The organism is Streptomyces sp. NPDC001832, from assembly GCF_040297265.1.
Lineage (GTDB): Bacteria > Actinomycetota > Actinomycetes > Streptomycetales > Streptomycetaceae > Streptomyces.
The window spans coordinates 79,856-104,771 of the sequence record NZ_JBEOYU010000012.1 but is presented as its reverse complement, the minus strand read 5'-3'; the positions used below and the strand labels follow the sequence as shown (position 1 = coordinate 104,771).

The 24,916-nt window shown below is 69.6% G+C and carries 20 protein-coding genes; 15 read left to right on the top strand and 5 right to left on the bottom strand.

Features of this window, described 5'->3' with window-relative positions; genetic code table 11:
• Nucleotides 1-108 precede the first annotated feature (108 nt).
• Nucleotides 109-2,541 (bottom strand): GTPase-associated protein 1-related protein, encoded by a 2,433-nt coding sequence (locus ABT115_RS12970; RefSeq protein WP_351787760.1) that lies wholly within the window; start codon nt 2,539-2,541, stop codon nt 109-111.
• A gap of 387 nt (nt 2,542-2,928) precedes the next feature.
• Here ABT115_RS12970 and ABT115_RS12965 point away from each other — a divergent pair, with 387 nt between their 5' ends.
• Nucleotides 2,929-3,813, top strand: a complete 885-nt coding sequence (locus ABT115_RS12965) for a leucine-rich repeat domain-containing protein (protein WP_351787757.1) — start codon at nt 2,929-2,931, stop codon at nt 3,811-3,813.
• An 89-nt stretch (nt 3,814-3,902) separates the two neighbouring features.
• Here the strand turns inward: ABT115_RS12965 and ABT115_RS12960 are convergent, their stop codons facing one another.
• Entirely contained in the window at nt 3,903-4,148 is a 246-nt protein-coding gene (locus ABT115_RS12960) for a DUF397 domain-containing protein (protein WP_351787754.1), read from the bottom strand.
• Nucleotides 4,145-4,999 carry a helix-turn-helix domain-containing protein gene (locus ABT115_RS12955; protein WP_351787751.1) on the bottom strand — a complete coding sequence of 285 codons (855 nt, stop codon included), beginning with the start codon at nt 4,997-4,999 and terminating at the stop codon, nt 4,145-4,147. Before ABT115_RS12955 ends, ABT115_RS12960 begins: the two co-directional genes overlap by 4 nt.
• Nucleotides 5,000-5,163: 164 nt before the next feature.
• Between ABT115_RS12955 and ABT115_RS12950 the strand changes: the two genes are divergently transcribed.
• The gene (locus tag ABT115_RS12950) at nt 5,164-5,628 is read left to right on the top strand and encodes an ATP-binding protein (RefSeq protein WP_351787748.1); all 465 of its coding nucleotides are present in this window, start codon (nt 5,164-5,166) and stop codon (nt 5,626-5,628) included.
• A gap of 272 nt (nt 5,629-5,900) precedes the next feature.
• Here ABT115_RS12950 and ABT115_RS12945 read toward each other — a convergent pair whose 3' ends face one another.
• On the bottom strand, nt 5,901-6,629 hold the full coding sequence (locus tag ABT115_RS12945) for an SDR family NAD(P)-dependent oxidoreductase (RefSeq protein ID WP_351787745.1): 729 nt from the start codon (nt 6,627-6,629) through the stop codon (nt 5,901-5,903).
• A 445-nt stretch (nt 6,630-7,074) separates the two neighbouring features.
• Here ABT115_RS12945 and ABT115_RS12940 point away from each other — a divergent pair, with 445 nt between their 5' ends.
• The 10 genes from ABT115_RS12940 (at nt 7,075) to ABT115_RS12895 (ending at nt 18,770) form a co-directional block, all read left to right on the top strand.
• The gene (locus tag ABT115_RS12940) at nt 7,075-7,899 is read left to right on the top strand and encodes an LLM class F420-dependent oxidoreductase (protein WP_351787742.1); all 825 of its coding nucleotides are present in this window, start codon (nt 7,075-7,077) and stop codon (nt 7,897-7,899) included.
• 108 nt (nt 7,900-8,007) lie between these two features.
• Nucleotides 8,008-8,436, top strand: a complete 429-nt coding sequence (locus ABT115_RS12935; protein WP_351787739.1) for a TIGR03668 family PPOX class F420-dependent oxidoreductase — start codon at nt 8,008-8,010, stop codon at nt 8,434-8,436.
• Between the two features lie 180 nt (nt 8,437-8,616).
• Nucleotides 8,617-9,816: an AAA family ATPase gene (locus ABT115_RS12930; protein WP_351787736.1), complete on the top strand. Its 1,200-nt coding sequence runs from the start codon at nt 8,617-8,619 to the stop codon at nt 9,814-9,816.
• Nucleotides 9,817-9,834: 18 nt separating this feature from the next.
• Entirely contained in the window at nt 9,835-11,454 is a 1,620-nt protein-coding gene (locus tag ABT115_RS12925; protein ID WP_351787732.1) for a VWA domain-containing protein, read from the top strand.
• An 89-nt stretch (nt 11,455-11,543) separates the two neighbouring features.
• The gene (locus ABT115_RS12920; RefSeq protein ID WP_351787729.1) at nt 11,544-12,239 is read left to right on the top strand and encodes a hypothetical protein; all 696 of its coding nucleotides are present in this window, start codon (nt 11,544-11,546) and stop codon (nt 12,237-12,239) included.
• A 340-nt stretch (nt 12,240-12,579) separates the two neighbouring features.
• The gene (locus ABT115_RS12915) at nt 12,580-13,842 is read left to right on the top strand and encodes a vanadium-dependent haloperoxidase (protein ID WP_351787726.1); all 1,263 of its coding nucleotides are present in this window, start codon (nt 12,580-12,582) and stop codon (nt 13,840-13,842) included.
• 351 nt (nt 13,843-14,193) lie between these two features.
• A complete protein-coding gene (gene tdh, locus ABT115_RS12910; RefSeq protein ID WP_351787724.1) occupies nt 14,194-15,222 on the top strand; it encodes an L-threonine 3-dehydrogenase in 1,029 nt (342 codons plus the stop codon).
• 38 nt (nt 15,223-15,260) lie between these two features.
• The gene (locus ABT115_RS12905; RefSeq protein ID WP_351787721.1) at nt 15,261-16,454 is read left to right on the top strand and encodes a glycine C-acetyltransferase; all 1,194 of its coding nucleotides are present in this window, start codon (nt 15,261-15,263) and stop codon (nt 16,452-16,454) included.
• Nucleotides 16,455-16,587: 133 nt separating this feature from the next.
• Complete coding sequence (locus tag ABT115_RS12900) at nt 16,588-17,514, top strand: LysR family transcriptional regulator (RefSeq protein WP_351787718.1); 927 nt, start codon at nt 16,588-16,590, stop codon at nt 17,512-17,514.
• Between the two features lie 128 nt (nt 17,515-17,642).
• The gene (locus tag ABT115_RS12895; RefSeq protein ID WP_351787715.1) at nt 17,643-18,770 is read left to right on the top strand and encodes an aminopeptidase P family protein; all 1,128 of its coding nucleotides are present in this window, start codon (nt 17,643-17,645) and stop codon (nt 18,768-18,770) included.
• A 73-nt stretch (nt 18,771-18,843) separates the two neighbouring features.
• Here ABT115_RS12895 and treZ read toward each other — a convergent pair whose 3' ends face one another.
• Nucleotides 18,844-20,625, bottom strand: a complete 1,782-nt coding sequence (treZ, locus tag ABT115_RS12890) for a malto-oligosyltrehalose trehalohydrolase (RefSeq protein WP_351787713.1) — start codon at nt 20,623-20,625, stop codon at nt 18,844-18,846.
• A gap of 342 nt (nt 20,626-20,967) precedes the next feature.
• Between treZ and ABT115_RS12885 the strand changes: the two genes are divergently transcribed.
• From ABT115_RS12885 to ABT115_RS12875, 3 genes are all read left to right on the top strand, one after another.
• Nucleotides 20,968-21,534, top strand: coding sequence for a DUF1707 and FHA domain-containing protein (locus ABT115_RS12885; protein WP_351787712.1), 567 nt, complete (start codon nt 20,968-20,970; stop codon nt 21,532-21,534).
• Nucleotides 21,535-21,993: 459 nt separating this feature from the next.
• A complete protein-coding gene (locus ABT115_RS12880) occupies nt 21,994-23,247 on the top strand; it encodes a cation diffusion facilitator family transporter (RefSeq protein WP_502969085.1) in 1,254 nt (417 codons plus the stop codon).
• A 169-nt stretch (nt 23,248-23,416) separates the two neighbouring features.
• Nucleotides 23,417-24,802, top strand: a complete 1,386-nt coding sequence (locus ABT115_RS12875) for an MBL fold metallo-hydrolase (RefSeq protein ID WP_351787709.1) — start codon at nt 23,417-23,419, stop codon at nt 24,800-24,802.
• Nucleotides 24,803-24,916: the final 114 nt, after the last annotated feature.

Below are 24,916 nucleotides of genomic sequence, written 5' to 3'. Positions count from 1 at the left end.
CTCGTTCTCGTCCTCGGCGCTCTCCGGCCGCAGCAGTGGGTGCGCGACCCCAGGGAAGACTCGGGCCCGCACGACCGGCACTCGTGCTTCCCGACGGGGCTTCCGTCCCTACGACCGCCGCACCCGTGCTGTCAGCCTGCTGCCGAGCCGTCTGCCGAAGCCGCCCGGCGGCCGGTTCCACGCCCGGAACGCCTCCGCCGTGCGGCTGCTGCCCGTACGCTCGGCGGCCTCCTCCACAGCCGCCACCTCACCGGCGGACAAGCCGCGCACCACAGGTCGCAGCACCTCCTCCAGCAGCGCCGCTCGCGTCTCGCTCCAGGCGCGACCCGCATGCGGGTGTGAGCTCCAGACGGTGAAGCAGTCGGCCACATAAGCCGGTTCGGAACGCAGCCGGGCGAGGACCGTGTCATGACGGGCAGCCCGGCCATAGGCCGTGATGAGGTGCGCGTCGTCGCTGTGGACGAACGCGTACAGCTCCGCCTCGGGCCGGTCCGGAGCGAGCAGCCTCCCGGCCAGTGCGCCGAACGCCTGGTCGCGTACGCCCGGCTCCACCGGTTCGGCCCCGGCGCAAAGCTTCCGGGCCCGTTCCGTCCAGCCGGGCTCCGCCGCCCCCGACCGCACATCCCGTGCGAACTCCAGGAGCAGCAGGGCGCCGCGCACCCGCGCGTCGATCTCCTGAGGGAAGCCGCGCAGCAGGTCATGGGCGAGTTCGGGGGCCTCCTCGTCGTCGGCGGGGGCACCGAGCGCCGCCGCGACCAGGGCAGACCACGTACCGGCTGTACGGTGCGCGTCGGAGGTGGTCCCGCCAAGCAGCTGCCGGGCCTCGCCCGTCGTGGGCGTGGCCTCGCCCCAGACCAGCCCCACCGCCGTGCGCAGCACCAGTGGTTCGGTGAAGGGTGACATTCCACCGGCGCGGAGCACCGTGTGCAGCACCGTCACCCGGTCGCCGCCGCCCGCCCTGGCGTCCGCCGCCGCCGCACACATCCGCAGATGCGGCAGCGCCTGCGTCCCGGTGAACGGCAGGGCGACACTGGTCAGCAGCCGCTCCGTTCCCGCCGGATCGTTCGGGGCGATCCGGTCCAGTTCGCCCAGCAGCCCGGTACGGACATCGAACTGTTCGTCCAGGAGGCCGAGCAGCACCGGCACGCAGTCGGCCGCCCCTTCGTCGAGCAGGGACCGGGCCATCCGGCGTACAACATCGGGGAGCAGGTCCGCGCAGTCCACGTCGAGCAGCCGTGCGATCCGCAGCAGCTGCACGGTGCGCGCCACACCGGGGCCGGGCACGGTGGGTGCGCCGGTGGCGAGCTCGGTACGGAGGTCGTCGCCGAGGGCTGTGACGAGTGCGGCGGCGGCACGTTCGCCGGCCGGTTCGGCGAAGGCCGAGCGCGCGGGTAGTTCGAGTATGACATTGCCACCGCGTACCGCCTCCGTCACCAGCAGGGCGGCGAGCGATGCGGTTGTGGCGGCGGGGGACCGCCCGTCGAGGGCGGTCAACAGCCGTGCCACACAGGACAGTTCGTGGGTCGTGCGGTCGATGCCGGGAGCGGTCAGTGCGTCGGCCAGCCGCCGCGTCCGCTCCTCGTCCAGCGCGTACGGCCGCTCTGCGGCCCAGTCAGCTGCCGCGGCACGTTCGACGGGGCCGAGCGTGATGCCCGCGCAGAGCGCCATGAGGGCGAGCGGTCCGGCGGCGAAGGGCTCGCCGGGCAGCTCTGCCGCCGCCTGGAACAGTTCCGGAGACCGGCTCCGCCAGATCCGGGCGCAGGTCTCGGCCCAGGCGTCGTCCACCGGTCCCTCCGGGCGCGGCCCGGAGCAGGTGTGCACCCGCAGTCCGATGTCGGAGCCGCTCGGTTCCGGTGCGTCCTCCGGCAGCACTCCGACGACCCGGTGCGGGGAGTGCGCGGGACGGCGGGTGTAGGTCGTGAAGGTCAGCCGCTGTACGTTCTCCGGCGGGAGTACGGCTCCGGCCAGGGCGATCCACCGGGCCACATCGGCGCTCTGCCGCTCCACGAGAACCACTCGCGTCGACGACGATTCCTCGCTGGCCCGGCGCAGGTCGGCGAAGACCGCCGCCAGCCAGGGGCTCCGGGAGACCGCGAAGTCGTTCAGCGCCTCCGGCCCGAAGGCGGCGGAGGCGGGCAGGGAGCTTATTCGGCCGGGCGTGCCGCCGTCCGGTGTGGTGGAGGCCCAGTTCGGCGACCGCCAGGCCGTGATCGCCGGCGCGTCACCCGGCAGCCGGGTACCGGCCGGGAGATGCACCGCGTGCGCGTGGAAACGGCCGGCTCCGGGGCCGCCGAGCGCCACCGTACGGCTCAGCAGGTGGCTGCCGTCGGACAGTGCGCTGAAGCTGAACGCCTCAGGGAACGATCGGAGTTCAGCGGTCGTGGGGTGGTACGGGGCCCCGGCCGGCGGCTCGTAGCCGAGGAGCTGCTCGGCCTCGGCCAGCACCGGCGTGGGTATACCGGCGCTGACCGCCGTGAACCGTGCGCCGCCCCCGTCGTCCCCCGCAGAGGCAGAGGTGTAGTGCAACTGCGCGAGGCTCATGCGTCGGCCCTCTTCGTCCTTGCCGCGAACGTCCCCGTACCGTCAGCACGCCCGCTCCGTCGGCCGTCCGTCGAGGGCAGGCCGTCCGGGCGCGGCGACGACCCCGGCGGGGAGCGGTCCGCAATCGCGGGAGCGACGCTATCAAGGCGCACCGCTCCCGCATGCACCCTGCCGCTTTGCGTACTGCCCCGGTCCTGTGGCTGCGTTCTCGCCGCGCCTCGCTCGCCCCCCGGCGCACGGCAGGAACCCGCTCAGTGCGCCGTCACCACTCCAATGGCCGACGCACCGCCCGCCCTTCCGGTCGAAGAATGTCTTCGGATTGACCAATCCCCCCAAGGGCACCGAAACCCGGACCCAAGGGTCGCTCTGCGTACAGGAGTTAATCGGATGAATCTCAGGACTCTCTCCGCGGTCGCCGCCGTTCTGGCGCTGGCCGGTCTCACCGGTGCGTCCACGGCCCATGCGGTGCCCGGCACGGTCTCCGGAGACGGTGGCAATCGCATCGGCGTCCTGCGTGCCAACGGCGACGCGCACGTCAAGGAGGGTGGCCTCAGCGCGACGTGGGTCAAGGAGCACGACAACGTCAAGCAGGTCACCCTGTCCGGCAACCGCATCGGCGTTCTCACGGGTGACGGCGTCGCCTGGGTGAAGGAGGGCGGCCTCAGCGCCTCCTGGGTCCGGGAGGCCGACGACGTCAAGCAGATCGCACTCTCCGGCAACCGCATCGGCGTCCTGAAGGACAACGGCGATGCCTACGTCAAGGAGGGCGGCCTCAGCGCGACGTGGGTCAAGGAGGCCGACAAGGTCAAGGAACTGGAGCTCTCGCGCAACCGCATCGGCATCGTGAAGGGCAACGGCGACGCGTACGTGAAGGAGGGGGGCCTCAGCGCCACCTGGGTCCGGGAGCACGACAACGTCATCGGCATCGACCTGGCGGGCAACCGTATCGGCGTTCTCACGGCTGACGGCGTCGCCTGGGTGAAGGAGGGGGGCCTCAGCGCCTCCTGGGTCCGGGAGCACGACGACGTCATCCAGCTCGAACTCTCGGGCAACCGCATCGGCGTCGTGACCGACAGGGGTAACGCGTACGTGAAGGAGGGCGGTCTCAGCGCGAGGTGGGTACACGAGTACACCCACACCATTCAGATCGCCCTGTCCGGCAAGCGCATCGGCGTCCTCAAGGGCGACGGCGACGCCCGGGTCAAGGAGGGCGACCTGAGCGCCAGGTGGGTCCTGGAGGCCAACAACGTCACCGAGCTGGCGCTGTCCTGACACGTGATGCCTGACATGTGATACCCGCCGCGCCGCGCAACGGAGTTGATCCGGTGCGCGGCGCGGTGTCGTGCCGGTCTCCCGTCCGGTCAGTCGCTCACGGCGTAGGCGACGAAGCCGGTCCAGGCGGCGGGGGAGAGGTCGAGCTGGGGACCCTGCTCGACCTTGGAGTCGCGGACGTGGACGGTGGTGGGACAAGCGGCGACCTCTACGCAGTCATCGCCGGAACCGCCGCTGTAGGTGGACTTGCGCCAGGAGAGGGCGACTTCTACGCAGGAGTCGCCGGATCCGCCGCTGTAGCTGCTCTTGAACCAGGACAGGTCTGTGGTGCTCATACCGCTCCTCGCATCCGCTGCAACAGGCCCACGGAGTATTCGAGGGAGTGAGCCTGTGAACGCATCCTGGCATACCGCATCTGGAGCATGCTGACGACTGCCGGGTCGGCGTGGAAGTGACCACTTTCCTGTCCTTCGCTGTAGCCGAACCACTTGTGATCCGGGGCCTCCAACAGCCTCATTGGACCGTCCAGCCCGGCGTGACTCTCCCGAACCTGCGGCATGATCTGGACCTCGATGTTCCGGAGCTGGACCAGCCGGAGAACGTGATCGATGAGGTTCCTTGTGACCTCCGCACCGCCCGTTCGCCGTAGGAACAGGTGCTCTTCGAGGATGAAGCTGTACGCGGTGTTGGGCCGTTCCGTCAGCAGGCGCTGTCGATCGAGTCGAGCCGTGAGTTGTGCCTCGATCTGCTCGTCTCCGAGCGGCGGAAGCTGATTTACGAACAGTGCTCGCGCGTATGCCTTCGTCTGTAACAGCCCTGGAACCAATCGGCATTCGTATGTGTACAGGCTGAGCGCTTCCGTCTCCAACTGCGCCCACTGACGGAACCAACTCGCCAAGCCCGGCCGCCTCGACAAGTGCTTGGCTGCAGCCTTGATGACCCCGAATGCGTTGAGCACGTCCTCTGCCCGCTCGACGAACGCCAGCGGTGGGAACCGCCGCCCCTGTTCGATCGAGGCGACCGTCGGCACCGAGTACCGCACCATCGGGGCGAACTGTTCCTGTGTCAGCAGCGCTCGCTTGCGGAAGACCTTGACGACTTCCCCGAACGCCTTCAGGCTGTCCGACGGCTCCGGCTCCCCGTTCGCGCCCGTCGCTCCACCTGTTCCGCCGACGCCGTCCGTCATGTCCGGCCACCTCCCGTGCCCTGTGCCTGCGCCTGTCCCGGTCCGCAACTCACCCATGGTCACGGACTGTTACGCGTACCGTCCACCCTCTGCACCCGTACGCTGACTCAGCGTACGAGTCGCTGAGCTGGTCCGATGGGCGTTCCGACCGTCACGGTGGGCGCATGGAAGCATCCTCCACTACCCAACCGCCGGTCACCGTACGTGTGTTCGCGCAACGCTTCAGTTCCACGCCGCGAGGGGCAAGGCTTGCCCGTCATCTTGCACTGCACGTGCTGCACGACTGGGGCATCCCGTACCGCAGTGACGCGTCGGAGGCGGCAGCGTTGATCGTTGCCGAGCTTGCGGCGAACGCAGTCACGCACGGCCGGGTGCCGGGCCGTGACTTCGAGTTGCGGCTCACCCACGCACCGGGCGATACGGACCTGCTCGGCGTCCTGCGGATCGAGGTCAGCGATACGCGGGGCGAGCGGCGCCCACCGGGGCCGGGGGAGCTTCTGCCGCCGCCGCCCGGTTCCGGCTGCGGGCACGGGCTGATTCTGGTGGAGGCGCTGGCCGACCGGTGGGCGGTGCTGGACCGCGTACCGCTGGGCAAGACGGTCCGTGCCGAGCTGGACCTGCTGTACTGACCGGCGCGGGACCGCCCGTTGCGGCCGGATTATCCGGGCAGTGAGGACGACTCACCGAAAGCGGCGCTGACCACGCATTCCATGCGCGGACGCACCGCCCGTGATCGCGGGGACCGGGAATACTTCGTCGCCTTCGGGGCTCCGAGCTGGACGGGGTGATCAATCGGCACGTGCGGCGTCAGCGGAGTGGGGCTGACCTGAATGCTCTGTCCCGCGGGTGGTCACGACGGGCCCACGAACTGAACGACATTGTCAGATGCGCCGTTGCGCTATCAGATTTGCGCTCTGCCGCCATCAACGAATAGTTCGATTCCCGTGACGAAGCTGGAGTCATCCGAGGCCAGAAAAAGCGCCGCCTTGGCCACTTCGTCGGGCTCCCCCATGCGGCCCATCGGAATGGTGGACGCAATCCTCTCGACGGCGTCCTGGGGTTGCGCCGCCAAAAGCGGCGTCTCGATCGGACCAGGGCTGAGGACGTTGGACCGGATACGGCGATCCTTCAGCTCTACCGTCCATCCTCGAACGAAATTCCGGATGGCAGCCTTGCTGGCGCCGTAGACCGAGAACTCGGGTGTTCCCTTGGCGCTCGCAACGGAGCCCGTGAGAATGATGGAGGCACCGTCATTCAAGAGGGGTAGGGCCTTTTGTACCGTGAAGAGCACCCCCTTCACATTGATGTCGAAAATTTTGTCGAAATGTTCTTCTGTGACGTCTTCCAGCGAAGCGGACTCGGATAGACCGGCGTTGGCGAAGACGATATCGATTCGCCCCTTCGCCTTGACGGTCTCGTAGAGGCGGTCAAGGTCGGCCGGTTCGGCGACGTCGCCCTGAATGCCGGATGCGTTGCCGCCGATTGCCTGCACGCCCTCATCGAGTTCTTTCTGGCGGCGGCCCGTGATGAAGACATAGGCGCCCTCTCTGACGAAGAGTTTTGCTGTGGCCAGCCCGATTCCTGTGGTGCCACCGGTGATGACCGCCGTCTTTCCCTGTAGCTTGCCCATGGCCACTGCTCCCGGTAATGGTGGATACGGATGGTCGGACGGTCCGGGTTCATCCCGGACGAGGCAATCATTATTCGGAAAGATCAGGTCGAGCCGATACATGCACGCCCAATGGCGAATTAAACAGCCAGGCGGCGGTCCGAGTGGCGTTGTCTGCCGCACCTGGTGGCTGAGAAAGTGGCGCCGACCGGCGCGACGAATAGCAGCGCGGGCGCATCGGCGCATGACCAGGTCGTGAGCATCGCTGGGGGCTTGGCTGTCGGAGCGGACGGTCATCGATGGCCTAAACGTTCTGCGTCACGGCGCGAGGTTGCGACCGCGGGCCTGGAACCCTGCTTCGCGATGGTTCTCTCGGGTGGTGATGGCGGCGGGATCACCCGGGGCGGGTAGTCAGGGATCTGTGCCGCCAGTTCCTTTCTCGTACTCGCCCCTTTGAGGAGCCGTCGTGAAATTCGGGGTTTCGACCTTCATCACCGACCAGGGCATCCGCCCGACCTCGCTCGGAACCGCCATTGAGGAACGTACGTTCGACTCGTTGTTCATCGCCGAGCACAGCCATGTCCCGGCGAGCCGCGAGACGCCCTACCCGGGCGGTGGCGAGCTGCCGGAGATCTACTACCGCACCCTCGACCCCTTTGTCGCCCTGACCGCGATCGGTGTGGTGACCGAGCGGCTGCTGTTGGGCACCGGCATCGCGCTGATCCCGCAGCGCGACCCGATCATCACGGCGAAGGAGGTGGCCTCGCTCGACCTGGTCTCCGGTGGCCGGGTGATTCTCGGCGTCGGTGTCGGCTGGAACCGTGAGGAGATGAGGAACCACGGAACCGACCCCTCCACTCGCGGCCGGCTCACCGATGAGCGGCTGCGTGCCATGCGGGAGCTGTGGACCGAGGAGAAGGCCGAGTTCCACGGCGAGTTCGTGAACTTCGATCCGGTCTTCGCCTGGCCCAAGCCCGTGCAGCGCCCCCATCCGCCGATCTACGTCGGCGGCGGCGAGGGCGCGTTCCGACGGGTGGCGCAGCTCGGAGACGCGTGGCTGGCCAACAGCATGTCGCCGCAGGATCTCGGTCCGCAGATCGAGCGGCTGCACGCCCTCGCCGACCGCGAAGTGCCGGTGACGGTGTACGCGGCTCCCGACGACCCCGAGCAGATCGAGGGCTACATCGGTCTGGGAGTCGAGCGGCTGTTGTTCTACGTACCGACGATGCTGGAACGGGAGACGCTGGAGTACCTGGACCGACTGGCTGAAGTCGCTGCCCGGTACCGCTGAGGCGCCGGAGACCGCTGCGCCTCGGGAGTGTGCCACCGATCGGAAATTCCGTAACCGTCGTAACCGCCGTGATTGCCGTATCCGCCGTGACTGCTGGGAAGGGATGCGATGCCCGCCCTGACAAGTGCTGAGGCACGGGAGCGGTTCGCCGTGGCGCGCATCGCCCATCTCGCGACGGCCGACACGGAGGGCCGCCCGCACCTGGTTCCGGTGGTGTTCGCCCTGGACGGCGACACGGTGATGCTGGCCGTGGACGACAAACCGAAGCGGACGACGCGGTTGAAACGCCTGGCCAACATCGCCGCCAATCCGTCGGTCTGCCTGCTCACCGACCACTACGAGGACGACTGGGACCGCCTGTGGTGGGTTCGGGCCGATGGCGAAGCCCGTGTGCTCCCGCCGCCGGACCGGTCCCCCGAGGCAGCCCGCTGTATCGGCCTGCTCACGGCGAAATACCGGCAGTACGCCGACCAGCCCCCGGGTGGACCGGTGGTCGAGGTCTCGGTCCTGCGCTGGAGCGGCTGGCGCGCCACGTGACAGCGCGTTGGTGAACTGCCACCTCCGGCCACTCGTCGTGATGAGCCCGTGACGACCCGACCTCTCTGAACGGCCCAGCGTATCCGCTGTCGCCTCAGCTACTTTGTGACTTCGTCATAGCTACGGAGGGAAGGGCCGTCTCGTCAGCCCAACAGGGTGGCGCAGGCCCGGGAGTTGCATATGGACTTACAGGACGCGCAGGACACGGCCAAGAGGCTACGGGCGATCAGCGACGAGCTGTCAGACCGCTTCTACGAGCGCGCTGACATGGTGCGCACGCTGGTGGTGACACTGCTGGCAGGGCAGCACTCGCTGGTGCTCGGCCCGCCCGGAACGGCGAAGTCCGAGATGGCCCGGGAGCTCACGGGCAGGATCGAGGGGGCGTCCTACTGGGAGATCCTCCTGTCGAAGTTCACCGCGCCGACGAAGATGTTCGGTCCCATCGACGTCGCCGCGCTGGCCCGGGGTGAGTACCGCCAGATCTACGACGGCCGCGCCACGACCGCGCACGTCGCGTTCATCGACGAGATTTTCAAGTGCTCCACGGCGGCGCTGAACGAGACGTTGGGCTACCTCAACGAGCGGATCTACCACCCCGAGAGCGGCGGCGAGCCGATCCGCTGCCCCCTGATCGGGGCCATCACGGCGAGCAACGAACTGCCCAGCGGAGAGGAGACGGCCGCGATCTACGACCGGCTGCTGGTGCGGATCGAGGTTGGGTACCTGACAGACCCATCGAACTTCGCTGCGCTGGTTCGCTCCGCCGTCAGCCGCCCGGCGGCACCGACACGGACCACGGTCGAGCTGGCCGCGTTACAGCGCGCCGTGACCGAAGCCGTCCCGGCAGTGGACGTCCCCGACGTGATCGTGGATGCGGTGTGCACACTGCGGGCCGCCCTGCGCCGCAAGGAACTCGTCGCCTCCGACCGCCGCTGGCGGCAGGCGGTGGGACTGCTCCAGGCGTCGGCGTACCTCGACGGCCGCCCGGCGGTCGCCGAGAACGACCTGTCGGTGCTGACTCACGTGTTGTGGGACTCCCCCGCCGAACGCCCGACCGTCGAGCGCGAGGTGTTGCAACTGGTCAGTCCCGACGTCAAGGAGGCGCTCGACCTGGCGGACGTCATCGAGGAGCTGGAGGCCCAGCTCGACGCCATGGCCGGGCAGTCCCGCGAGGCGCTGAGCCAGTGGGTCATCAAGAAGGCCCACAACCAGCTCGCCCTGGCGGGGAAACGGCTGGAGAAGCTGCGCGAGGAGGCGGCGAGCGGCGGCCGCTCGACCGCCGCCATTGACCGAGTCACCTGCCGCCAGCGCGCCGTCCGCGCCCGCGTTCTCACCGAGGCCCTCGGCGTGGACGCAAGCGTGGTGCAGGCCCAGCTCTGAACACCGGTGGGACAGGCCATGGACAGGACACTGAGCAAGCTCGACGAGCTGACAGGCCGGGGCGGGAAGTGGCTGGGACTGTCCGCCACCGCTCCCGAGCGGCACACCGCGGCCGTAATCGCAGACCGGTTCGACCAGATCACATGGCGCGAAACCTACGAGCAGTCGGCCGGGCTGCGCGATCTGGCCGAGGAGCTGAACAAGCGCTACTACCACACCACCGACCTCCTGGCCGACGCGTTCCTTGCCGCCTACAAGGTCAGCCCGCGGCTGCGCGAGCACACGGACATGGACCCCTGCCGTCTGGTGAACCACCAGGTCATCACTTCACTGGTGGAGTCACTGGAGTTCGCCGAGCTGCGCCGGGAGACGGCCGGCGACCCCTACGCCGCCGCCATGGCCGTGCTCGCCCAGGCCGCCGCGCTCCGCGAGATGCTGGAGCGCTCCCGGAATACCCAGGAGCAGGCCGAGCAGGCGAAGAAGGCTGAGCAGGGCGCCGAAGGCGCGGCGACCGCCGTTAGCGAGGCGCTCCAGCAGGCCGCCGACGAGGCCGACGAGGACGGCACGGTGCCGGCCCCGGCCGCCGACACCGTACAACAGGCGATCGAGGCCGCCAGAACCGCCGAGGCCGCTGCGCAGCAGGCCGCCCAGGGCGCCGCGCAGGCCCTCGTGGCGGCGGCCCCCGGTATCCGTGCCGCCGCGCGGAACGCGGCGGCGAAGGCCGCCGACGCCGCGCGGGAGGAGGCTGCACTGATGCGGGCATGGGGAGTTGGTCCCGGTGAGCTGGAGCGGATGCCGTTCGACCAGCGCGCCCGGCTCGCCGAGCGACTGCGCACCGGCCGTCTCGCACAGTGGGCCGAGCTGATCGGTCGCTTCCGGCAGATGGCCGGCGGTGAGCGCGCCCGCAAGGTGGAGAACGCTGCCGGGGAACTGGTCGGCGTCACGCTCGGCAATGACCTTTCCCGCGTCATCCCCTCAGAGCTGGCCAACCTGGGCCTGCCTGAGCTGCGTGCGGTGTTCGCCGCGCGCTACGCCGCCGGGGAGCTGATGCTCTACGACAGCCTGGGAGAGCAGGCCACCGGCCAGGGCGCCATCATCGCCTGCGTAGACACCTCGCACTCCATGTACGAGGCAGGGCCAGGCGGAGTCACCCGGGAGGCCTGGGCGAAGGCGTGCGCCCTGGCGCTGCTGGATCAGGCCCGCCACGCGGGGCGTGACTTCGTCGGCATCCTGTTCTCCGCCGCCGACAAGATCCAGATCTTCCGCTTCCCGGCCGGCCGGCCCGCCGACACCGCCCGGATCCTCGACTTCGCGGAGACCTTCCTCGGTGGCGGAACCAGCTACCAGACGCCGCTGACAGCGGCCGGCGAACTGCTGGAGGAGGAGTTCAACGACGCCGCCCGCACGCGCGGCGACATCGTGATGATCACCGACGACGATTGCGGCGTCACCGAGGAATGGATGCGCGGCTGGAACGACACCAAACACCGGTTGGGCTTCCGGGTCTTCGGCGTGGTCATCGGCGCCCCGCGGGCCGCCGAAGCCGACTCGGTCCTGGATGCCCTGTGCGACAACCTCCGCTCCGTCGAGGACCTCACCGACGTCCGCGCAGCCGCCGACCTCTTCCGCGTGATCTGACCCGGCTTCCTCCCCAGCGGGCTGAACCTGGCGCCGCAGGCGGTCGTACCCGTGATCGCAAGCCTCTCAACTCCCCAGGAGGACACGTCATGACAAAGAAGAAGCTCGGCTGGGCGCTCGGCGCGGGTTCCGCCATGATTCTCGGCCTGGGCGCCGCGGCCTCCGGGGTGTCCAGCGCTAACGCCTCGAGCCTGGACACGTCCGCCTCCACCGCAACGCACCCGGTCAAGGTGGAGGTCTTGGCGCCCAAGCACGGGGACCACGCGGGCGTGGAGGGCAAGGGCTGGTTCGTGGACCTGAAGCTCTCCTTCCGGGGCAAGTCCCTGGAGCAGACCGGGTTCAACGGGCTCCAGCTCACCGGCCCGGCCGCGCACAACAACATCGCCCCCTTCCCCGGCACGTTCTCCACAGGTCAGGACGAAAAGATCCCTGGACTGGTCGTGCTGGACTCGACCACCAACAGCACCCTCCCCGGCTTCTCCGGGCCCGGCACCAACCTGGCCAACCTGTTCAACCTCTCCGGCGTCACCAACCGCACCCCGCAGAAGACCGAACTGTGGGACAGCTGGATCGTCGGTGCCCCCATCGCGGGGCAGGATGTCGACACCACCCTGACCGTGGCCGTCGTCGACGACCTCAACCACGATGGCATCTACAACGACGCGCCCGGCGTCGTGAAGGACCTCAACGGCGATGGGAAGGTCGACGCCAAGGACCTGCGGCAGGTGGGCGTCGCCTCCAACATCGTCACCGTTCCATTCCACATCGAGGCCGACCCCGCCTGAACCCCGTCAGGCCCTAACGGCCTGATCCACTCTCTATCGTGCACCAGGCCGTAAGTCGCCGCTGCTGCTCCTGTGAACGCCTGCGTGTGTGCCGCAGTGCGCGCCGGCGCTGATGAACGGAGCGGCGACGATGCCGTCCCGCCCTTCTCCGTCTGCTGCTCCGTACGGGGTCGCCGACACGGGACTGTGCTCCGCAGGTTCCCGGGCCAAGGCCCCACGGCATCGTCCGGGAACCTGCTGGGCCGGCGCAAGGTCCTCAAATCTCTACGCCCGTCGCACTTGACTGCCAGACGGGCCTGCCGACACCCGCCCCTCCACACCACCATGAGGAGCCACTCCCATGAACTCCCTGAAGACCCGTGCGGCCCTGGTCGCCTCCATGGCACTGCTGGTCGCCTCCGGAGCGACGTCGAGCGTCGCTGCCGCCCCTGCGCCCGGGCACGATCGCACATCCGTGGCGCTCGCCTGGTACGACACCACAGCTGACACGATCGCGACGGCTGGCTCATCACTCCCACCGGTGACCAACAGTCGTACCTGGGCGGTCAGTTGGATCGCGGCGGCGCGGGCCCTGCAACATGTGCCGTCCGGGGTCGACCGTAGGGACTACCAGGATGCGGCGCTGGGCGCCGCGGTGCACCGCGCCCTGGTGGAGCTGATGCCCACTCGTGCCCCGGAGCTGGATGCCGCACTGCAGCAGACCCTGGATCAGATCCCGGACGGCCCGGCCGAGACCTTGGGCGCCGCGGCCGGCGAACGCCAGGCGTTGGAGGTCCTGCAAGAACGCGAGGGAGACGGCCTCGACGCGGCCTCGGTAAACGCCCCCTACACCCCGCCGCCGGTTGCGCCGGGCGTCTGGCAACCCACCCCGCCCGCGTTCGCCCCCGCCATCCAGAACGGCACCCGGTTCGCCCGGCCCTTCCTGCTGAAGAGCGGCAGCCAGTTCCGACTGCCCGCGCCTCCCGCTCCGACGTCCAAGCGGTACCAGACCGACCTGAAGGAGGTGCGAGACTTCGGCGAGCTGAACAGCACCGTGCGCACCGCGCGGCAGACCGACACGGCCAACTTCTGGTTCGACTCCTCGCTGACCCTGTGGACCAAGCCGATTCGCGTCGCGCTCGCCGCCACCTCCCACCAGCCGCTGGTCAAGCAGGCCGAACTCGTCGCCCTGACCAATGCCACGCTGGTGGACACTCAGATCGCCACCTCCGACAGCAAGTACACCTACCCGCTGTGGCGCCCCGTCACCGCGATCCGAGCCGGCGTCGGTGAGATCCCTGCCGACCCGTCATGGACCCCACTGCACCCCACCCCGGCGCACCCGGACTACCCCAGCGGCCACAACACCTACGCAGGCGCGACGGAAACCGTTCTCACCGCCCTCGTAGGACCGCGCACGGCCCCGTTCACCCTGACCAGCGCCACCGCACCAGGCGTTGAGCGCACCTACACCGCTTGGCACCAGCTCTCGCTGGAGAACATGGATGCGCGGGTCTGGCTGGGCATCCACACCCGGCTCGCTGACGAGGCCGGGATAGCACTGGGTACCGATGTCGCCAGGTATGGCGTGAGCCACGCCCAGTCGCTGTTTCAGGAACACTGAATCGGCCAGGTGAACACCGCAGGACCGCAGTAGCCCGCGGACCCCGCCCGGCCAGAAGCTGGACGGGGTCCACCGTGAACCGCACCCGTATGAGGGGCAACCGGCCCTGCGGCCGGTCGTACGGAGATCAAGAGGGCATGAAGCGGAGCTGCGGGCGCGCTTAAGAAAACCTCGATGGACCTGTGGCGCGGGGTGCGGCAGATTTCTCCGTGACGGCGCAGGATGGTGCGCGGCAGCCGGTCGACGCGCGCTGCCATGTCGTCCCTCTCTTCTTCCCCGGGCCGCAGGCTTGCCTCAATGCTGCCCCCGGCCCGGGGTACTCAACGCCGTACAGCGCAGGGAGCCGCAGCCGTGAAGGCACTCGTGAAGCAGAAGGCCGAGCCGGGACTCTGGCTGATGGATGTGCCCGAGCCGGAGACCGGCCCCTCGGATGTACTGATCAAGGTGCTCCGCACCGGCATCTGCGGTACCGATCTGCACATCCGGAACTACGACGGCTGGGCCCGGCAGGCCGTACGCACCCCGCTGGTCCTCGGACACGAGTTCGTCGGTGAGGTCGCGGAGATCGGCGCCGATGTCGTCGACATCAACGTCGGCGACCTGGTCAGCGGCGAGGGCCACCTGGTCTGCGGGAAGTGCCGCAACTGTCTGGCCGGCCGTCGTCACCTGTGCCGTTCCACGCTCGGGCTGGGCGTCGGCCGGGACGGTGCGTTCGCCGAGTACGTCGTCCTGCCCGCGTCCAACGTCTGGGTGCACCGGGTCCCCGTCGACCTCGACGTAGCCGCGATCTTCGACCCGTTCGGCAACGCCGTGCACACCGCGCTGTCGTTCCCGCTGGTCGGCGAGGACGTGCTGATCACCGGCGCCGGACCGATCGGTATCATGGCCGCCGCCGTCGCCCGGCACGCCGGCGCCCGTCACGTCGTCATCACCGACGTCAGCGAGGCCCGGCTGCAACTGGCCAGGAAGGTCGGCGTCAGCCTCGCTCTCAACGTCAGCGAGGAGACCATCTTCGACGGGCAGAAGCGCCTTGGACTGCGCGAGGGCTTCGACATCGGCCTGGAGATGTCCGGGCGGCCCGAGGCAATGCGCCACATGATCGAGAACATGACGCACGGCGGCCGGATCGCCATGCTCGGACTGCCGTCCGAGGAGTTCCCCGTTGACTGGTCCCGCATCGTCACCTCGATGATCACCATCAAGGGCATCTACGGCCGCGAGATGTACGAGACCTGGTACGCCATGTCCGTACTACTGGAGGGCGGCCTCGACCTCGCCCCCGTGATCACCGGCCGGTACGGCTACCGAGACTTCGAAGCGGCCTTCGACGACGCGGCGAGCGGCCGCGGCGGCAAGGTCATCCTGGACTGGACCGCCTGACCTCCGACCGCCTCCGTACTCAGCTGGGAGACACCCTCATGTTCGACTCCGTACGCGACGACATGCGCACTACCCTCGACCAGATCCAGGCCGCCGGACTCCACAAGCCCGAGCGTGTGATCGGCACCCCGCAGTCCGCGACCGTCGCCGTCACCGCGGGCGGCCAGCCCGGTGAGGTGCTCAACTTCTGCGCCAACAACTACCTGGGCCTCGCCGACCACCCCGAGGTGATCGCCGCCGCCCGCGAGGCGCTGGACCGCTGGGGCTACGGCATGGCCTCGGTCCGGTTCATCTGCGGCACCCAGGAGGTCCACAAGGAGCTGGAGCAGCGGCTGGCCACGTTCCTCGGCCAGGAGGACACGATCCTCTATTCCTCCTGCTTCGACGCCAACGGCGGTGTCTTCGAGACCGTTCTCGGCCCGGAGGACGCGGTCATCTCCGACGCCCTCAACCACGCCTCCATCATCGACGGCATCCGCCTGTCCAAGGCCAAGCGCTTCCGCTACGCCAACCGCGACATGGCCGACCTGGAGACGCAGCTGAAGGAGGCGTCCGGGGCCCGGCGCCGACTCGTCGTCACCGACGGCGTCTTCTCCATGGACGGGTACGTCGCCCCGCTGCGCGAGATCTGCGACCTGGCCGAGCGCTACGACGCCATGGTCATGGTCGACGACTCGCACGCCGTCGGATTCGTCGGCCCCGGCGGACGCGGCACGCCCGAGCTGCACGATGTGATGGACCGCGTCGACATCATCACCGGCACCCTCGGCAAGGCGCTCGGCGGTGCGTCCGGCGGCTACGTCGCGGCCCGCGCCGAGATCGTCGCCCTGCTGCGCCAGCGCTCCCGCCCGTACCTCTTCTCCAACTCGCTCGCCCCGGTCATCGCGGCAGCCTCGCTCAAGGTCCTCGACCTGCTGGAGGCCGCCGGTGACTTGCGCGAGCAGCTCAATGCCAACACCGCGCTCTTCCGTACCCGGATGACCGAGGAAGGCTTCGACGTCCTGCCCGGCGACCACGCCATTGCCCCCGTCATGATCGGGGACGCGGCGAAGGCAGGCCGGATGGCGGAGCTGCTCCTGGAGCGCGGTGTGTACGTGATCGGGTTCTCGTACCCGGTCGTCCCGCAGGGCGCGGCCCGTATCCGCGTCCAGCTCTCCGCCGCGCACTCCACCGCGGATGTGAACCGCGCCGTGGACGCGTTCGTCGACGCGCGGGCGGCGCTGGGGGAGTAGCGGCGCTGAGGACGGGGCGCGCTGACCGGGCCCTGTCCGGGCCCGGCCCGTCGGCTTCGCCTCTTTGACCCTGCCGCCCGCAAGTCGCACCCGGGCGGCGGGGTCACCTCTGTGACCTGGGACAATGGGGCACATGATCGATGCACGGCGGCTGCGCATTCTCCGTGCGGTGGCCGACCACCGCACGGTGACTGCCGCAGCCGCCGCGCTGTATCTCACGCCCTCCGCGGTCTCGCAGCAACTCGCCGCGCTGGAGCAGGAGACCGGGCACCGGCTGGTCGAACGCAACGCGCGCGGCGCCCGGCTCACTCCAGCCGGCGAGATCCTGCTGACCCACACCAACGCGGTGCTGGCCCAGCTGGAACGGGCCGAGGCGGAGCTCGCCGCATACAACGCGGGGGATGCCGGTACGGTCACGGTCGCCGCGTTCGCCACTGGCATCGGCCTGGTCCTCGCCCCTGCGATCGCCGAACTGACGTTCACCGCGCCCGGCATCCGGGTCCGCGTCCAGGACGCCGAGGGCGATGCGAGCGTGCCGATGGTGCTGGACCGGCAGGTGGATGTCGCGGTCGCCGTCGAGTACCGGGGCGCGCCGGGCGAGGACGACCGGCGGCTGACCCGGGTACCGCTGTACTCGGAGCCGTTCGACGCGGTGCTGCCGGTGGACCATCGGCTGGCCCACCAGGAACAGGTGGCGATCGCCGACCTGGAGCAGGACTCGTGGATCGGTCCGTACCCCGGCAACCCATGCCATGACGTGGTGGTACTGGCCTGCGAGTTCGCCGGGTTCCAGCCGAGGCTGGAGCACTCCTCGGACGATTTCCGCGCGGTGGTCGCGCTGGTCGGCGCGGGTGCCGGGGTGGCGCTGGTGCCGCGGTCGGCGTTGCGGGGGATGCAGCTGACTGGGGTGGTGGTGCGGCCGGTGGAGGGCAGCGCCCCGACCCGCCGGGTCTTCGCCGCGGTACGGCACGGGGCGGAGGGGCATCCGCTGATCGCGCCGGTGCTCGACGCGCTGGCCACGGCGGCGGTACGGGAGGCGGCGCTGCCGGCCTCGCCCTGACGCGCGCCCGCGGGCGGGGGCGTCCGCCTGTCGTGACGCGCGTCCGCGGTGGGCTGAACCCCCACTCGTGCGGACCGGCACGCACGGGCAGGATGCTTTATGCCGTATCGCATCGCCAGGAGGTCCGCATGTCCAGCCCGAACCAGCCCGTACCGTTCACCGCCGACGACTACCGGGCCCGGATGACGCGTGCCGCCGAGAGCGCCGCCGAAGCAGGGCTCGCGGGAGTGCTCGTCGCGCCTGGCCCGGACCTCGTCCACCTCACCGGATACCAGCCCGTGAACACCGAACGCCTCACCGTCCTCGTCCTCACGGTCGGCCAGGACCCGGTTCTCGTCGTCCCCACCCTGGAGGCCCCGGACGCCGAGAAGGCCGTCGGCGCACCTGCCCTCACCGTCCGGGACTGGACCGACGGCAAGGACCCCTACGCCGTCACCGCCCCGCTGCTCGACGGGCGGGGCCGGTTCGCGGTCAGCGACAACGCCTGGGCGATGCACCTGCTCGGACTGCAGCGGATGCTTCCGGACACCTCGTACGTCTCCCTCAGCGAGGCCCTGCCGATGCTGCGCGCGGTGAAGGACGCCTCGGAGCTGGAGCGGATCGCTGCCGCCGGTGCCGCCGCCGACGCCACGTACCGTGAGATCCTCAAGGTGCGCTTCGCCGGCCGCAAGGAGACCGACATCGCCGCCGATCTGGCCGATCTGCTCAAGCGGTTCGGGCACTCCCAGGTCGACTTCACCGTCGTCGGCTCCGGCCCGAACGGCGCCAACCCGCACCATGAGGCGGGCGACCGCACCATCGAGCGGGGCGACATGGTCGTGCTCGACTTCGGCGGCCTCAAGCACGGCTACGGCTCCGACACCTCCCGTACGGTCCATGTCGGTGAACCCACCGCCGAGGAGCAGCGGGTCCACGACATCGTGCGGGAGGCCCAGGAGGCGGGCTGCGACGCGGTCCGGCCCGGCGCCGCCTGTCAGGAGATCGACCGGGCGGCCCGCGCCGTCATCACCGAGTTCGGCTACGGCGAGCGCTTCATCCACCGAACCGGACACGGGATCGGCGTCACCACCCACGAACCGCCGTACATGATCGAGGGCGAGGAGCAGCCGCTGGTGCCCGGGATGTGCTTCTCCGTGGAGCCGGGCATCTATCTGCCGGGCCGGTTCGGTGTCCGGATCGAGGACATCGTGACCGTGACTCAGGACGGCGGCCGACGTCTCAACAGCACCGCGCGCGAACTGGCGATCGTCGAGTAGCCGGACGCGGGGCGGACAGGCCCCGGTTCAGAGGCTGTCGGGTGACCTCGGATCGGGCGGCCACCCAACAGCCTCAGCCGTCGGCCAGCACCACGCACGACTCCGGCGGCAGATGCAGCAGCCCGTCGCCGCCCGGGGCCTCCACCGGCTCCCACGCGGCCACCACCCTGACTCCGACACCCAGGCGCCGACCGCCGCCCAGCGGGATCGCGGCCGGCTTCTCGTCCAGGTTGACCGCGATCCGCAGATCACCCCTCCGGTACGCCAGCCAGCGCGCCTGCTCGTCGTGTGCGGTCCGTACCGACTCCAGATCCGGGTCGGAGAGGTCGGGCAGGGCCCGGCGCAGCGCGATCAGCTTGCGGTGCCAGGCGTGCAGACGGGCGTGCGGCTCCTGAGCCGGTTCGCTCCAGTCCAGGCAGGAGCGGTTCCTGGTGGCCGGGTCCTGCGGGTCCGGAATGTCGTTCGCCGCCCAGCCGTGCGCCGCGAACTCGCGCCGCCTGCCGCTTTGGACTGCCTCGGCGAGCGCCGGATCGGTGTGGTCGGTGAAGAACTGCCAGGGGGTGCGGGCGCCCCACTCCTCGCCCATGAACAGCATCGGGGTTAAGGGCCCGGTCAGTACGAGGGTCGCGGCGCAGGCCAGCAGGCCGGGGGAGAGCGTGGCGGAGAGCCGGTCACCCAGTGCCCGGTTGCCGATCTGGTCATGGGTCTGGGCGTAACCGACGAAGCGGTGGGCGGGGGTGCGGGCGATGTCGACGGGGCGGCCGTGGGTACGGCCGCGGAAGCTGGAGTACGTACCGTCGTGGAAGAACACGCGCGTCACGGTCTTGGCGACGGCGGCCAGCGGGGCGGCGGCGAAGTCCGCGTAGTAGCCCCGGGACTCACCGGTCAGCGCAGTGTGCAGGGCGTGGTGGAAGTCGTCGTTCCACTGGGCGTGCAGGCCGATGCCGCCCGATTCGCGCGGTGTCGTCGTCCTCGGGTCGCAGCGGTCGGACTCGGCGATCAGCGAGAGCGGACGGCCGAGTTCGGCGGCGAGCGCGTCGGTCGCGGCGGACAGCTCCTCCAGGAAGGTCAGCGCCCGCGTGTCGACCAGGGCATGGACCGCGTCCAGCCGCAGCCCGTCGAGCCGGTAGTCGCGCAGCCAGGCGAGCGCGCTGCCCAGCAGATACGCCCGCACCTCGTCCGAACCGGGGGCGTCGAGGTTGACCGCCGCGCCCCACGGCGTGTGGTGGGTCTTGGTGAAGTACGGGCCGAAGGCCGGAAGGTGATTGCCGGACGGGCCGAGGTGGTTATGGACCACATCCAGGATGACCGCGATCCCGAGACCATGCGCCGTGTCGACAAAACGCTTGAGCCCCTCCGGGCCGCCGTACGGCTCGTGCACGGCCCAGAGCGACACCCCCTCGTACCCCCACCCGCGGGTACCGGGGAAGGGGCAGACCGGCATCAGCGACACATGGGTGATGCCGAGTTCGGCGAGATGGCCGAGCCGGGCCGCCGCGGCGTCGAAGGTGCCCTCGACGGTGAACGTACCGATGTGCAGCTCGTACAGGACGGCGCCCGGGAGCCCCCGGCCCGCCCAGTCGTTGCGCCAGCTGTACGCCGAGTGGTCGACGACGGCGCTCTCGCCGTCCGGCCCGTCCGGCTGGCGGCGCGAGCGCGGATCGGGCAGCACCGGCCCGTTGGTCCCGCCGCCCTCGCCCCCGTTGAGCACAAAGCCGTAGCGGTCCCCGTCCGACGCCTCGGCTTCGGCCGTCCACCAGCCGGCCCGTACAGAATCACGCTCCATTGCCCGCAGCGCATCCGCCAGCCGCAGTTCGACCGAGTCCGCATCCGGTGCCCATACCTCGAACAGCATGCAACGCTCCTCGTCTCCTCGCCCCCGTGCCCCATGGTCGGCATCAGCCGCGACGACTGACTGGCGACACTGGATCGAGCCCGTTACTGGCGATTAGGTCTGGTTCTGATCACTGCCCCGCAAGGTTCTGCTCAATACGCACTCCTCAATACGCACTCCCTCTTACGGCTGTGGAGGCCGGTGTGAATGTGCCGGCGTTCCCGTCCGCTTTCCTCCGGGGAGCCTCCGCCTCCGCATCCCAGACCGAAGGGGCGTCCCGGAACAAGTGCTACGCGCGGGTCTGGAGGGCGGAAGCGGGCTTGTCCTGGACACTCCGGGGCGGTCGGTCCGACAATTGGCTCCGTGACGTCTCCCTTCGAGTTCCACACGTATCCCGCGCGGCTGTCCGACGCCCAGCGCGAACGTGTTCTCGGCGTACTCAGAGACGGCGCGGCACAGGGCAAGCTGTCCCACGACACCTTCATGCGGCGCATGGAACTGGCCCTCACGGCCCGGCGTTCGGAGGAGTTGGAGGCTCTCACCGCCGACCTGGAGAGCGAAGGCCGCTGGTCACGGCGGATACTCCGGGTCGTGAGCGGAGTGTCCGGTTTTCCAGGCCGGGTGCGCCGGGTCTGGCAGACCGAACGCCTCCCGAAGCTCCTGCTCCCCGCCCCCAGCCCGTACCCCCTCCTGATCGGCCGCGATCCGGGCAACGGGCTGCGGCTCAACCATGAGACCGTCTCCCGGCTCCACGCGGAACTCACCGTGCAGGGCGGCCGCTGGATGCTGCGCGACCTCGGCTCGACCAACGGCACCTGTGTCAACGGACAGCGGCTCACCGGTATGGTCCCGGTCCGTGACGGGGACCAGGTGAGCTTCGGGCGGATGAGCTTCCGGCTCTCCGCGCCCGTCCTCGGGCCCCCTGCCTGAGAGGCTGTCGGGTGGCCTCTGATCGGGCGGCCACGCCCTGGCACGCACGCTTCCCGCGTTGCCGAAATATCCTCGTAGCGCCTTCCCCAAGCTCTCAAGGAGCAGGGGAGACCCCATCCGAGGACATCCCGGCGCCTTGGAATCGCACGCACCAGACCGCGTCCGCTTTCCGATCGGAGGCCACCCGACAGCCTCTGAGTGGGCCGAGGGCCCGGTGGCGACGCGTACGGCGCACAGACACGGTCGCGATCACGGAACAGCCGTTGGCGCCAAGAGATGATCTCGGTTGCTGAGCTGCTTGTTGCCTTGGAAACGTCGTGAGGCACTGGTCACGCCGGGCGGGGACGCGCGAGCCGTTGACCAACTGCTCCAGAGGCGTTGTTGCGAGGGTATCGCACCTGGTCAGGCGGCATATGACTGCTGTAGCTGCAATTGAATCCGTGTGCCACGGTGAGGTGCATGGAGGGAAATATGCACACCCATATGCACGAACAACACGATCATGGACATGGGCGCGTGAACGCGGAGCGCCGGCACGGGGGTTCGCGGCCGGCTCGGGTGCGGCACCGGTTCGCCCACCTGGTCCGGCCGCACAGTCACGAGGTCGGTGACAAGGTCGACGCGGCGATGGAGACCTCTCGGGAGGGGACGCGCGCGCTGTGGATCTCCCTGGCCGTTTTGGGGCTCACCACCGTCATCCAGGCCGTGATCGTCGTCCTGTCCGGGTCGGTGGCGCTGCTCGGCGACACCATCCACAACGCCGCCGACGCGCTGACCGCTGTGCCGCTCGGGATTGCGTTCGTGCTCGGGCGCAGGGCGGCGAACCGCCGCTACACCTACGGCTATGGCCGTGCCGAGGACCTGGCCGGCATCCTCATCGTGGCGACCATCGCCGCGTCCGCGGCCCTGGTCGCCTGGGTGGCCGTCGACCGGTTGCTCAACCCGCGCGACATCACCCACCTGTGGGCCGTCTCCGCGGCAGCGCTGACCGGGTTCGTCGGCAATGAGTGGGTGGCCCGCTACCGCATCCGCACGGGTAAGAAGATCGGTTCTGCTGCGCTGGTCGCGGACGGGCTGCACGCCCGCACCGATGGCTTCGCCTCCCTTGCCGTTCTGCTGGGCGCCGGCGGGGTCGCGCTCGGCTGGCAGATGGCCGACCCGGTCATCGGCCTGCTGATCAGCGTTGCCATCCTGCTGGTCCTCAAGGATGCCGCCCGTGAGGTCTGCCGACGTCTGATGGACAGCGTCGACCCTGCACTGGTCGAAGCCGCAGAAAGAGCGCTGCGCGGCGTGGAGGGCGTGCTGGACATCGGCCAGGTTCGGATGCGGTGGATCGGCCACGCTCTGCGGGCCGAAGCCGACATCGTCGTCGGCGCAGGCCTGACCGTTGTTCAGGCCCACGAGCTGGCCGTCGCCGCCGAACACGCTCTCATCCATGCAGTCCCCAGGCTGACGGCCGCGACCGTCCACACCGACCATGTCCCCACTGGCGGCCACGACCCGCATGCCGCCCTCGCCCACCATGGCGTTCGGCCCCGGGCGTTGTCAGTGGTGCCGCTGGCGCGAGGCAGGGCAGAGCGGAGTTCCGTACGTCGTCGGCGTCGGCACACTGCCGTGGCGCCGGGGCGTCGCCGCCGACGACCTGGCGGAGGCGGTGCGCCCGCTCATCAGCGACCTGCGCATCGGACCCCGTATACCCCCGCGGGTATTTGACAGTCGCGGTGGTGCATGTCTACCGTGGTCACGAAATAATACCCATGGGGGTATGCGGGTAGGTGTCGCGGTGTGTGAAGGAGGGCGCCGCCCAGGCGGGCGTTCCGCCGTTTTCTTTTGGCCATCCTTATACCCCCGGGGGTGTAAGGCATCGTTGCGGAGGGTTCCTGTGTTCTTCACCCAGTACTACCTCGACTGCCTCTCCCAGGCGTCGTACATGATGGCCGACCAGGCCAGCGGGCAGGCCGTGGTCGTCGACCCGCGCCGTGACATCTCGGAGTACATGGCCGATGCCGAGACCCGCGGCTTCACCGTCGTCGGCGTCATCAACACCCACTTCCACGCCGACTTCGTCGCCGGACACCTGGAGATGGCAGCCCGCACCGGTGCCTGGATCGGCTATGGCCACCGCGCCGAGACCGAGTACCCCATCCGCAAGCTCACCGAGGGCGAGCGCATCAGCCTCGGCGACGTCACCCTTGAGATCCTGGAGACCCCCGGGCACACCCCGGAGTCGATCAGCGTGCTGGTCTACGAGCACGCCGCCGACACTGTCCCGTACGGGGCGCTGACCGGCGACGCACTGTTCATCGGTGATGTGGGGCGGCCCGACCTGCTCGCCTCGGTGGGTGTGACTGCCGAGGAGCTCGGCGCGATGCTCCACGACAGCGTCCAGAACAAGTTGATGGGCCTACCGGACGAGGTCCGGGTCTTCCCCGCCCATGGCGCTGGCTCTGCTTGCGGCAAGAATCTCTCCACCGAGAGGCAGTCCACCATCGGCGAGCAGCGCGCCACCAACTACGCCTGCGCGCCCATGAGTCAGAAGGACTTCGTGGCCCTTGTCACCGCGGGCCAGTCCGCGGCACCGGGCTACTTCTCCTACGACGCGGCACTGAACCGCAAGGATCACGAGCTGTACAACCCGGCCGCAGCACCCCGGCCGCTGACCGTCGAGGAGTTCTCGGAGCTCCGCGGGGCCGGAGCCGTTGTGGTCGACGCCCGCGGCCCACAGGAATTCGCTGCCGGGCATGTGCGCGGGTCGATCAACGTGCCGGCCGACGGCCGGTTCGCCGAGCAGGCCGGAACCGTGCTCACGCCCGACGCGGAACTGCTGGTCATCGCACCCGAGAACCGCGAGGAGGAGATCGTCACCCGCCTCGCCCGGATCGGCTTCGACCGGGTGGCCGGCTACCTGCGCAACCCCGACGACGCCCTCGCGGCCCTGGAGGACGAGGCCGGCCCCGCCAGCCGGCTGACCGCCGCCCAGCTCCGTACCACCCTGGAGAGCGGAGAGCCTCCGCTCGTGGTCGACGTACGCAACTGCTCGGAGCGCGCGGCGGGATTCATCGACGGCTCGTTGCACATCTCCCTCGGCGACCTGCCCCGGCACCTGGAAGAGATCCCGCGAGACCGTCCGCTGGTCCTGTACTGCGCGGGCGGTCACCGCTCGTCCATCGCCGCCAGTCTGCTGCGCCATCACGGCTTCATTGACGTCTCCGACCTTCTCGGCGGCTATGCCTCATGGGCGCTGCTGACCGAACCGACCGCCACCTGACCCCAGGCATCACCCGAGACCACCGGCATGCCCGCGAGGAACAGTCCGTTCCCTGACGAGCCCTGGCGGACTGCCGGTGTCCTTCCCCCACTCAGACCGACCACCTATGGAGCC

What these genes read in the sequence shown, in the direction of transcription:
- ABT115_RS12920 (WP_351787729.1), top strand. Translation starts at nt 11,544, where the DNA reads ATGACAAAGAAGAAGCTCGGCTGGGCGCTCGGCGCGGGTTCCGCCATG.
- ABT115_RS12925 (WP_351787732.1), top strand. Translation starts at nt 9,835, where the DNA reads ATGGACAGGACACTGAGCAAGCTCGACGAGCTGACAGGCCGGGGCGGG.
- ABT115_RS12895 (WP_351787715.1), top strand. Translation starts at nt 17,643, where the DNA reads ATGTCCAGCCCGAACCAGCCCGTACCGTTCACCGCCGACGACTACCGG.
- ABT115_RS12930 (WP_351787736.1), top strand. Translation starts at nt 8,617, where the DNA reads ATGGACTTACAGGACGCGCAGGACACGGCCAAGAGGCTACGGGCGATC.
- ABT115_RS12950 (WP_351787748.1), top strand. Translation starts at nt 5,164, where the DNA reads ATGGAAGCATCCTCCACTACCCAACCGCCGGTCACCGTACGTGTGTTC.
- ABT115_RS12905 (WP_351787721.1), top strand. Translation starts at nt 15,261, where the DNA reads ATGTTCGACTCCGTACGCGACGACATGCGCACTACCCTCGACCAGATC.
- ABT115_RS12935 (WP_351787739.1), top strand. Translation starts at nt 8,008, where the DNA reads ATGCCCGCCCTGACAAGTGCTGAGGCACGGGAGCGGTTCGCCGTGGCG.
- ABT115_RS12960 (WP_351787754.1), bottom strand. Translation starts at nt 4,148, where the DNA reads ATGAGCACCACAGACCTGTCCTGGTTCAAGAGCAGCTACAGCGGCGGA.
- ABT115_RS12965 (WP_351787757.1), top strand. Translation starts at nt 2,929, where the DNA reads ATGAATCTCAGGACTCTCTCCGCGGTCGCCGCCGTTCTGGCGCTGGCC.
- ABT115_RS12915 (WP_351787726.1), top strand. Translation starts at nt 12,580, where the DNA reads ATGAACTCCCTGAAGACCCGTGCGGCCCTGGTCGCCTCCATGGCACTG.
- ABT115_RS12880 (WP_502969085.1), top strand. Translation starts at nt 21,994, where the DNA reads ATGGAGGGAAATATGCACACCCATATGCACGAACAACACGATCATGGA.
- ABT115_RS12945 (WP_351787745.1), bottom strand. Translation starts at nt 6,629, where the DNA reads ATGGGCAAGCTACAGGGAAAGACGGCGGTCATCACCGGTGGCACCACA.
- ABT115_RS12970 (WP_351787760.1), bottom strand. Translation starts at nt 2,541, where the DNA reads ATGAGCCTCGCGCAGTTGCACTACACCTCTGCCTCTGCGGGGGACGAC.
- ABT115_RS12955 (WP_351787751.1), bottom strand. Translation starts at nt 4,999, where the DNA reads ATGACGGACGGCGTCGGCGGAACAGGTGGAGCGACGGGCGCGAACGGG.
- ABT115_RS12900 (WP_351787718.1), top strand. Translation starts at nt 16,588, where the DNA reads ATGATCGATGCACGGCGGCTGCGCATTCTCCGTGCGGTGGCCGACCAC.
- treZ (WP_351787713.1), bottom strand. Translation starts at nt 20,625, where the DNA reads ATGCTGTTCGAGGTATGGGCACCGGATGCGGACTCGGTCGAACTGCGG.